Annotated in this window: 10 protein-coding genes; 1 reads left to right on the forward strand and 9 read right to left on the reverse strand. The window is 44.6% G+C overall.

Translation table 11 applies throughout. The features are described 5' to 3' along the window. The first annotated feature begins 128 nt into the window (after positions 1–128). Positions 129–662 carry a hypothetical protein gene (locus tag PSE7429_RS19115; RefSeq protein ID WP_009628980.1) on the forward strand — a complete coding sequence of 178 codons (534 nt, stop codon included), beginning with the start codon at positions 129–131 and terminating at the stop codon, positions 660–662. Between the two features lie 59 nt (positions 663–721). On the opposite strand, the gene rpsI is transcribed toward PSE7429_RS19115, so the two are convergent. The 9 genes from rpsI to metG form a co-directional block, all read right to left on the reverse strand. Beyond that, the gene (gene rpsI / locus PSE7429_RS19120; RefSeq protein ID WP_009628981.1) at positions 722–1,135 is read right to left on the reverse strand and encodes a 30S ribosomal protein S9; all 414 of its coding nucleotides are present in this window, start codon (positions 1,133–1,135) and stop codon (positions 722–724) included. Positions 1,136–1,147: 12 nt separating this feature from the next. Further along, entirely contained in the window at positions 1,148–1,615 is a 468-nt protein-coding gene (gene rplM, locus PSE7429_RS19125) for a 50S ribosomal protein L13 (protein ID WP_009628982.1), read from the reverse strand. A gap of 63 nt (positions 1,616–1,678) precedes the next feature. After that, complete coding sequence (truA, locus tag PSE7429_RS19130) at positions 1,679–2,518, reverse strand: tRNA pseudouridine(38-40) synthase TruA (RefSeq protein ID WP_009628983.1); 840 nt, start codon at positions 2,516–2,518, stop codon at positions 1,679–1,681. A gap of 18 nt (positions 2,519–2,536) precedes the next feature. Then, positions 2,537–2,971, reverse strand: a complete 435-nt coding sequence (gene rplQ, locus PSE7429_RS19135) for a 50S ribosomal protein L17 (protein ID WP_009628984.1) — start codon at positions 2,969–2,971, stop codon at positions 2,537–2,539. A 26-nt stretch (positions 2,972–2,997) separates the two neighbouring features. Next, positions 2,998–3,951: a DNA-directed RNA polymerase subunit alpha gene (locus PSE7429_RS19140; protein ID WP_009628985.1), complete on the reverse strand. Its 954-nt coding sequence runs from the start codon at positions 3,949–3,951 to the stop codon at positions 2,998–3,000. Between the two features lie 130 nt (positions 3,952–4,081). Further along, the gene (gene rpsK / locus PSE7429_RS19145) at positions 4,082–4,477 is read right to left on the reverse strand and encodes a 30S ribosomal protein S11 (protein ID WP_009628986.1); all 396 of its coding nucleotides are present in this window, start codon (positions 4,475–4,477) and stop codon (positions 4,082–4,084) included. 20 nt (positions 4,478–4,497) lie between these two features. Next, positions 4,498–4,881 carry a 30S ribosomal protein S13 gene (gene rpsM / locus PSE7429_RS19150; protein WP_009628987.1) on the reverse strand — a complete coding sequence of 128 codons (384 nt, stop codon included), beginning with the start codon at positions 4,879–4,881 and terminating at the stop codon, positions 4,498–4,500. Between the two features lie 264 nt (positions 4,882–5,145). Beyond that, positions 5,146–5,778 (reverse strand): LabA-like NYN domain-containing protein, encoded by a 633-nt coding sequence (locus PSE7429_RS19155; protein WP_009628988.1) that lies wholly within the window; start codon positions 5,776–5,778, stop codon positions 5,146–5,148. A 460-nt stretch (positions 5,779–6,238) separates the two neighbouring features. After that, entirely contained in the window at positions 6,239–7,807 is a 1,569-nt protein-coding gene (gene metG, locus PSE7429_RS19160; protein WP_009628989.1) for a methionine--tRNA ligase, read from the reverse strand. Positions 7,808–8,101: the final 294 nt, after the last annotated feature.

The following is an 8,101-nucleotide window of genomic DNA, read 5'->3' on the forward strand; positions in this document are numbered from 1 at the left end:
AGTCCCAAAGCAAACATGAGTGGCGGCACTTGATGACGCCACTCATGTTTGCTTTGGGGGAGTTCCCTACCAATGTTCAAGGGATAGAATTAAAGGGAGATTAATTACTTTTTATAATTCTAATTTTTATGACCAGCAAACAATGGCGATCGCTTGCCAGTATATTTTTTGTCTGCCTGATTTGTCTGGGGATCACCTTTACGAATAGTTTTGCCCCCAATGTGTCGGCAGCAACCGAACCTTCTCGCAGTCAAATTATCGATCGCTTTGAAAATATCAAAACTAAAATGGCAAAGCTCAGATTTTGCTACAACGAAAGCTGTTTCTATCGTAATGTCGTTAGTAAAGTTGTTCCCCCCACCAATACAAATCCCCATTACACCGCTGAAATCTCTGCGGCAGTCGAGCGCCCATCCTCGAGCCCCGATCTGGCGGACTATCATTTTATCTATATAGACGATCGCTGGCAGTTGGTTAAAGGCGAAGAGTTTACCGATGTTGCGGATTATGTGTTTATTGGCGATCGCTATGAAATTTACAGCGTTCACAATAGCCATACCTTACGGGGCAACTTAGACAAAGCCAAAGAAGAAGGCGGCATCAAATCAGGATATTTGCCCCTTTATTATGAAGTTTTAAATCGCGGTATCGAAAAGCTATAAAAATCAATATAAAAATCAAAAAGCCTCGCACTGCGAGGCTTTTTCTGTTAGGTAAACGATTACCGTTTCGAGTATTGAGGTGCTTTACGAGCTTTCTTAAGCCCGTATTTCTTACGTTCCTTACAACGAGGATCGCGAGTCATATAGCCTTCAACCTTGAGGGGCTTACGATTTTCTGGAGCAAGTTCGCACAAGGCTCGAGCAACACCCAAGCGAATGGCATCGGCTTGACCTGTAACGCCGCCACCATGAGCATTGACCAATACATCGTACTCATTTTCTAAGCCTAAGGTTTCCAAAGGAGCCTTTACGCCAGAGATATAACTAGGGTTGAACTGTAAATACAGATCGCCTGGTTTACCATTGATTACGATTTTGCCTTCACCTGGGACGAGGCGTACGCGGGCGATCGCTGTTTTACGACGACCAGTGCCCCAGTAAACAGCACGATTAGAACGTTCAGTATCTGACATCTGTTATTTCTCCTACTTCAGCGATGGAATGGTGTTGATAACCAAGGTTTCGGGCTGTTGAGCCTCATGGGGATGGCTAGCACCCTTGTAAACCTTAAGCTTGGTGAAAAGCTGACGACCAAGGGTGTTCTTGGGTAACATGCCTTTGATGGCATGTTCGAGAACCCGCTCAGGAACGCGAGCGATTACCTTGTCAAAGGTTTCTTCCTTCATCCCGCCTGGACGACCAGAATGTCTTCTGTATAGCTTTTGAGTCGATTTTTTACCAGTTACCGCGATTTTTTCGGCGTTGATTACAACGACGAAATCACCAGTATCTAGGTGAGGCGTATAGATGGGCTTATTTTTGCCACGTAGGATTACCGCGATCGCGCTAGCAAGCCGTCCGAGACGCTGACCTTCAGCATCGATAATGTACCATTTGCGATCGGGATCGCTAGGTAAGTAGCTTTTATTAGGAGTAAGTGTAGTTGTAGTCATTAGTTTCTCTACAAGCGAGATTTTTCTATTAAAACTTTTATGGGGAAAACGTCCTTTTAGACTTCAAACCAATGCGAGTACATGATTATCAGTTAAAACTAACGTCTGCTTGCGCGATGCGAACTCGGCAAATGGATTATCGGCATAGCCGATCGCCAATAAGCATAGACCTTGTGGGGGAGCAGCATACTTAACTTCGATACGACGCTTTTCTTTCCATATGTTCGTAAAGGATTCGATGGTCAGGCTCGAACGCCCCACATCGACTAACTGCCCTACTAACAAACGAATCATGCCGTACAAGAAGCCACTTGCTTGAACTTCCACATGAACAAAATCACCATCCCGCCAACATATTGCTTCTTGAAGCTCCAGTCGACTATGGGGGCGACTCGACCCTGCTCTTTGAAAAGCTGCCATATCCTGTTCGCCTAACATGGGCTGTAGGGCTTGGTGGATTAACCGCTCATCAAGGCGATCGTGGTAATAGTGCCAACTAAACTGTTTGACAAAAAGATTCGGAATGGAGGCAGTGTAAATCGTGTAACGATAACGTCGCCATGTCGCCGAAAATCTCGCGTGCCAGTCGCTGGCTACTTCTGCCGAGCCACAGATTAATATGCCGTCGGGCAAGTAGCTATTCAGTACCTTAGCCCATCGATGGGGAGGGATTGCACTTGACGTATCAAAATGAGCTACTTGAGCCGCAGCATGAACGCCAGTATCAGTCCTACCTGCACTATGCAAAACGGTTGCTTTACCGCAGATCTTGGCGATCGCTTCTTCAATCGTTTGTTGCACACTGGGATGATTTGGCTGTCGTTGCCACCCATAAAACTGTGTACCTAGATATTGGATAACTAAAGCAACACGATGGGAAGACTCAGAATCAGCAAATAACATCTTCAGGCATCTTTAGGTTTATACGAGTTGCAAGATTGCCATTTCCGCATTGTCACCGCGACGGCTAACAGTGCGAACAATGCGGGTATAACCACCATTGCGTTCTGCATAGCGATCTTTAGCTTGACTAAAGAGCAAGTCTACTAAGCTAGTGACACGCTCATCTTCAGGTAGCTGTGCTTGCTTAGTTTTGGTCATTGGGCGATCGCTTACAGGTTCGCCATCTTTGACGGAGATATCGTAGAGATAGGAGATCGCTTGACGACGAGCATGCAAGGAACCATCTTTAGCAAGGGTGATCATATGATCGACATTGCTACGAACGGCATCAGCCTTAGCTCTGGTCGTTTTGATTTCGCCTCTGAGGATTAATTCAGTCGTTAAAGCCCTTAGGAGAGCTTTGCGCTGATCGGCAGCTTTGTTAAGCTGGGGGGTTTTACAACGGTGACGCATAGGTATGTACTAGATGGATATGAAACCTACAGAACTTTAGAAGCTTTGGATTCAGTTAAAGTTAAGCCAAGATGCTGTTTGAGGGCATCCATAACTTCCTCAGCCGACTTTTGACCAAAGTTTTTGATTTCCAGTAAATCGTCTTGGGTATATTCCAACAAATCAGCAACAGTATTAATCTGTGCCCGTTTGAGGCAGTTGTAAGCTCTAACTGACAGTTGTAATTCTTCGATATGAATTTGCTTAGTCTCGTCTTGCTCGTCACGTTCTTGGGGCAGGCTTGGCGCAAGGGTGATTTCTTGCAAAGGCGAGAATAGATTCACTAGCACGCTAGCCGCTTGACTGAGCGCTTCTTGAGGCGTGATGCTGCCGTTTGTCCAAATATCAATGAGAAGGCTCTCTTTATTGATCGCATCACCGATCCGAGCATCCTTAATTTCATATTTGACCTTACGTACAGGCATAAACACAGCATCAATCTTGAGTGTATCAATTGGTGAACTGTGATCTTCCTTAGAACGATCTACCGAACGATAGCCTTTACCACGCTCGATGGTCAGTTCCATTTCCAAGGTTGCGCCTTCACTAAGAGTGGCGATGTATTGGTTAGGATTGACAATCTCGATATCCGAGGGCAGGGAATGAAAACTGGTAGCTGTGACTAGCTTGGGCCCGCGCTCTACCAAACGAATGATCTGCGGTGCTGAGCTATAAGACTTCAACACGAGTTCCTTCAGGTTGAGCATCAAGTCCAAAACGTCTTCCCGCACGCCTGGAATCGTCGCAAATTCATGGTTGACACCAGCAATGCGAACAGCAGTGACAGCCGCACCCTCAAGATTGGAGAGCAATACCCGTCTGAGCGCATTTCCAATGGTAATGCCTTGCCCCCGATCTAGTGGTTCCAGTACGAATTGGCTGTACTGGCTATTGTCTTTTTCTGTGTGGGATGCAACGCACTCAACCTGAAACTGTGCCATATTTGTACCGACTTAGTCTGCAAGAGTAAACGAAAATCAAAGGGGGAAATTAGAGAATTGGAAAATTACGAATTACGAGTTACGAATTATGAGCTTAGTTTCTAATTCGTAATTTCTAATTCGTAATTGGTTACACACGTCTGCGTTTTGGAGGACGGCAGCCATTGTGAGGAATGGGGGTAATGTCACGAATGAGGGTAATCTCTAAACCAGCAGCTTGCAAAGCTCTCACTGCGGTTTCACGTCCTGATCCAGGACCTGTAACCATTACTTCAACTTGACGCATTCCTTGTTCCATTGCTCTTCTGGCAGCAGATTCAGCAGCGGTTTGCGCTGCGAAGGGAGTACCTTTCTTTGCCCCCTTAAAGCCGCTAGCACCAGCCGAAGACCAAGAGATGACATCTCCTACGGTGTCAGCGATCGTGACGATAGTGTTGTTAAAAGTAGACTGGATATAAGCGACTCCATTAGGGACGTTGCGCTTATTCTTGCGTGCGCCAGTTCTACGAGTTGTTTGACGAGCCATTGTTTCGTGTTAATCCTTACTTACTTCTTACCTGGAGCCTTCTTCTTACCTGCGACAGTACGACGACCACCACGACGGGTACGAGCATTGGTGCGAGTACGTTGTCCGCGCACAGGAAGCCCCATACGGTGTCTCCGACCTCGGTAGCAACCGATGTCTACTAGGCGTTTGATACTTAAACCTTCGAGACGACGCAGATCGCCTTCTACTTGAAAGTTGGATTCTACCTCTTGGCGCAAAGTTGTTACTTCAGGATCAGTAAGCTCTTTTACCCTTGTATCAGGGTTTATTTTGGTAGCTGCTAAGATTTTTTTGGCGCTAGTTAGACCGATTCCGTATATATACGTTAGTCCTATTTCGATGCGCTTGTCACGAGGAAGGTCAACTCCTGCAATGCGAGCCACTATAAGTCTCCCAATTTGTTGTCAGTTTTTAAGGTTATATTTGCCCTAAAGAGCCTTTATTACAGGACTTGTAGGGTTGGGGAGCTGTACAACACTATCTTCGCGAGAGCGTGCGTTCTATGCAGTGGGTTAGCTACAATTGGCAGAAGCAAATTACGAAGACGTAATATTTTACAGCGAACTCTATAATATATTGACAATGGCAACTTCTGTCAATATTTTCTAGGATTAGTTTTATTAAACCAATAATAAAGCAATATTAATTTAGATGTCGCGGTCAATATCTATGGATGCAACTCCAGAGATCGGGCGGTATGTGTAGTTAGCAATTGATGGAGGACTGCTAGGTGATTGAGATCGCGAGATCTTCATAATATCTTCTTTGATGGCTTCGAGGTCGACATAGCGATCGGCGACATTAATTAAGTGGTCGCTGGTCATCGATCGCAAACTCACGACTTCAACGCGGACACCCCGATAGCTTGCGGCATCTACTGCGTAGGCGAGATCCCCATCGCCGCTGACTAATACGGCTGTGTCATAGGAACCAATTAGAGCCATCATGTCTACCGCGATTTCGACATCAAGGTTTGCCTTTTTGGAGCCGTCAGGTAGTTGGACGAGCTCTTTAGAGATAACTCGATAGCCGTTGCGCCGCATCCATAATAAAAAACCCTGTTGCTTTTCATTGGTGCGATCGACTCCTGTATAGAAGAAGGCTCTGAGTAGGCGCGAACCATCGGTGAGACACAGTAGCAATTTGGTATAGTCGATCTCGATCCCCAATTGTAAAGCTGCGTAAAAAAGGTTGGAGCCATCAATAAAGATGGCGACGCGCCCTCGATTTTCTAAAATCTGGTCTGGCTTAAAGCCAGTATCTTGCTCAAAAGGTAACATGTTTTTGCCTATAGAACGTTTGTTATCCAGTGCTGAGGGATGAAGCTTTGGTATTAGCATTGATACTTAAAACCGTCCTAAGTGTTTACCTGATTTAGAAGAACCTCTTAAAACTTTTTAATAAACTCACACGTAGCCCAATATAGAGCCAGCGTCGGACGTTAAAAGTAACTTTTATAATAAAGAAATTTGCTTTATCCCAAGACTGTTTGAGAATTAAAATTTTTGGAGAATTTTAAAGTAAATTCTAGGTGGTTTTGAAATAGATTTAAAATATTGAGACTAGTTATTGAGACTAGTATTAATACAAGTTTTTATAATAAGAATATAAAAACAAGGGGTTTGTAGTTATAACTTATCTTTAACTATACACCATAAGTAAATATACTCAGAGGTATAGATTTCGATAAGTGGGAAAGTTAATAAATTACACTAATTCCAACTTAAAGTGTATTGTCGTTTACATAATTTCAATACGTTGGAAGATGGGTGTTGGTGTGGTTGGGGATTTACTTGTTTGAAGTATTCCCCAATTTGTGTGACTCCAATCAGGTGGAGATGTTTCATCAAAACTTAAGCCCAATTGCTGATATGCTGCCACACTGAGTCTGGGGGTGATTGGTGATATTAAATACACAGCAATCCGAACTGCTTCGAGCAAGGTATATAACGTTTCGTTAACCTCTGGCTGTTTCCCTGCTTTAAATAGCTTCCAAGGCGTAGTTTCATCAATTAGTTTGTTGCAGTTCCAGATTAATTCTAAGATCTTCTCGCTCGCTGCTCGAAAGTTGAGATTTTGATAGTCAAGCGCAACCCGATCGCCTAAGTTTGTGGCTTGTTCGATGATGGGGGTGATTAAATCTGATACCTCTGAGCGATCGCTGGGATCGCTGATAGGAATAGTTTGCTGGCAATATTTATTTACCATTCCTAGGCTGCGATTGAGCAAATTGCCGAGGCTATTGGCGAGATCGGCATTGACAATGGCGACGAATCTTTCTTCGTTAAAGTCGCCATCGCGTCCAAACTCGATTTCTTTGAGAAAGTAATAACGAATGGGATCTGCACCAAAGCGATCGACTAGGTCGTAGGGATCGATGGTGTTACCCAAAGTTTTACCCATTTTTAAACCGTCTTTTGTCAGTAAACCATGACCAAATACCCGCTTTGGCAAGGCTAAGCCCGCAGACATGAGCATAGCTGGCCAATAAATTGCATGAAATCTTAAAATGTCTTTGCCGATAATATGCAGATTGAAGGGATACCACTTCTTAAGGGCATTTTCTAGGGTTGGTTCGTCGTCGGGATCGAGTAGGGCGGTGATATATCCGAGTAATGCATCAAACCATACGTAAATTGTATGGGTGGGATCGGTGGGGATCGGAAAGCCCCAATCAAGATTAATGCGGGAGATCGAAAAGTCTTCGAGCCCCTGTTTCATGAAGCCTAAGACCTCATTGCGCCTGCTTTCGGGTTGGATAAAGTTGGGGTTGTCTTCGTGAAATTTGTCGAGAGCTGCTTGATATTTGGATAGGCGAAAGAAATAGTTGGGCTCGTCGCGCCATTCGCAGACGACGTTGGTATGGATGGGGCAGTGATGACTAGGGGGAAGTTCGCGCTCTTCTTTAAATTCTTCACAGGCGACACAGTACCAGCCCTTTTGTTGGTTTAAGTAAATATCTCCTGCATTGTAAACCCGTTGAAAAAATTCGTTAACGATCGCTTGATGTTTCGGAGCTGTTGTGCGCGTAAAGCGATCGAAGCGAATATTGAATTTTTCCCAAAGGCTATAAAACTCGGCAACGGTGCGATCGCAATGTTCTTGGGGCGATAAATGATTTTTTTCAGCGGTGCGTTGGATTTTTTGTCCATGTTCGTCCGTGCCAGTCACAAACATGACAGGATGTCCTTTGAGTCGATAGAACCGCGCCAAAGCATCGGCGGCAATCGTGGGGTACGCGCTACCAATATGGGGGCGATCGTTGACATAGAAAAGTGGAGTAGTTAAAGCGATCGGTTCTAGGGGCATAGAAGACTCAATTCAGGACTAATACCATTTTGCAAAAAAATGGCGGTAAATGTAACATTAAATCCCAAAATTATCGAATGTATGGGACTCATTCCACAATTTTGCTGCTTGAGACCGCAAAAATTACGTTATTTCTAAAGGATTGTTAAGGAGTGATGATTTTCTCTGCGTTGCATGACGATACTTCATGAAGGTAAAGGCATTACGCAAGGGCATTACGCAAGGGCATTACTAAGTACTTGTGCAAAACAAATTACCAAAACCCGTAAAGTTGCGCCCCGTAGGGGCGCAACT

This window comes from Pseudanabaena biceps PCC 7429, assembly GCF_000332215.1.
Lineage (GTDB): Bacteria > Cyanobacteriota > Cyanobacteriia > Pseudanabaenales > Pseudanabaenaceae > Pseudanabaena > Pseudanabaena biceps.

Excerpts from the sequence above, each read along its gene's own strand:
- metG (WP_009628989.1), bottom strand. The coding sequence starts at position 7,807 with ATGCCCCTAGAACCGATCGCTTTAACTACTCCACTTTTCTATGTCAAC.
- rplM (WP_009628982.1), bottom strand. The coding sequence starts at position 1,615 with ATGACTACAACTACACTTACTCCTAATAAAAGCTACTTACCTAGCGAT.
- PSE7429_RS19140 (WP_009628985.1), bottom strand. The coding sequence starts at position 3,951 with ATGGCACAGTTTCAGGTTGAGTGCGTTGCATCCCACACAGAAAAAGAC.
- PSE7429_RS19115 (WP_009628980.1), top strand. The coding sequence starts at position 129 with ATGACCAGCAAACAATGGCGATCGCTTGCCAGTATATTTTTTGTCTGC.
- rplQ (WP_009628984.1), bottom strand. The coding sequence starts at position 2,971 with ATGCGTCACCGTTGTAAAACCCCCCAGCTTAACAAAGCTGCCGATCAG.
- truA (WP_009628983.1), bottom strand. The coding sequence starts at position 2,518 with ATGTTATTTGCTGATTCTGAGTCTTCCCATCGTGTTGCTTTAGTTATC.
- rpsK (WP_009628986.1), bottom strand. The coding sequence starts at position 4,477 with ATGGCTCGTCAAACAACTCGTAGAACTGGCGCACGCAAGAATAAGCGC.
- rpsI (WP_009628981.1), bottom strand. The coding sequence starts at position 1,135 with ATGTCAGATACTGAACGTTCTAATCGTGCTGTTTACTGGGGCACTGGT.
- PSE7429_RS19155 (WP_009628988.1), bottom strand. The coding sequence starts at position 5,778 with ATGTTACCTTTTGAGCAAGATACTGGCTTTAAGCCAGACCAGATTTTA.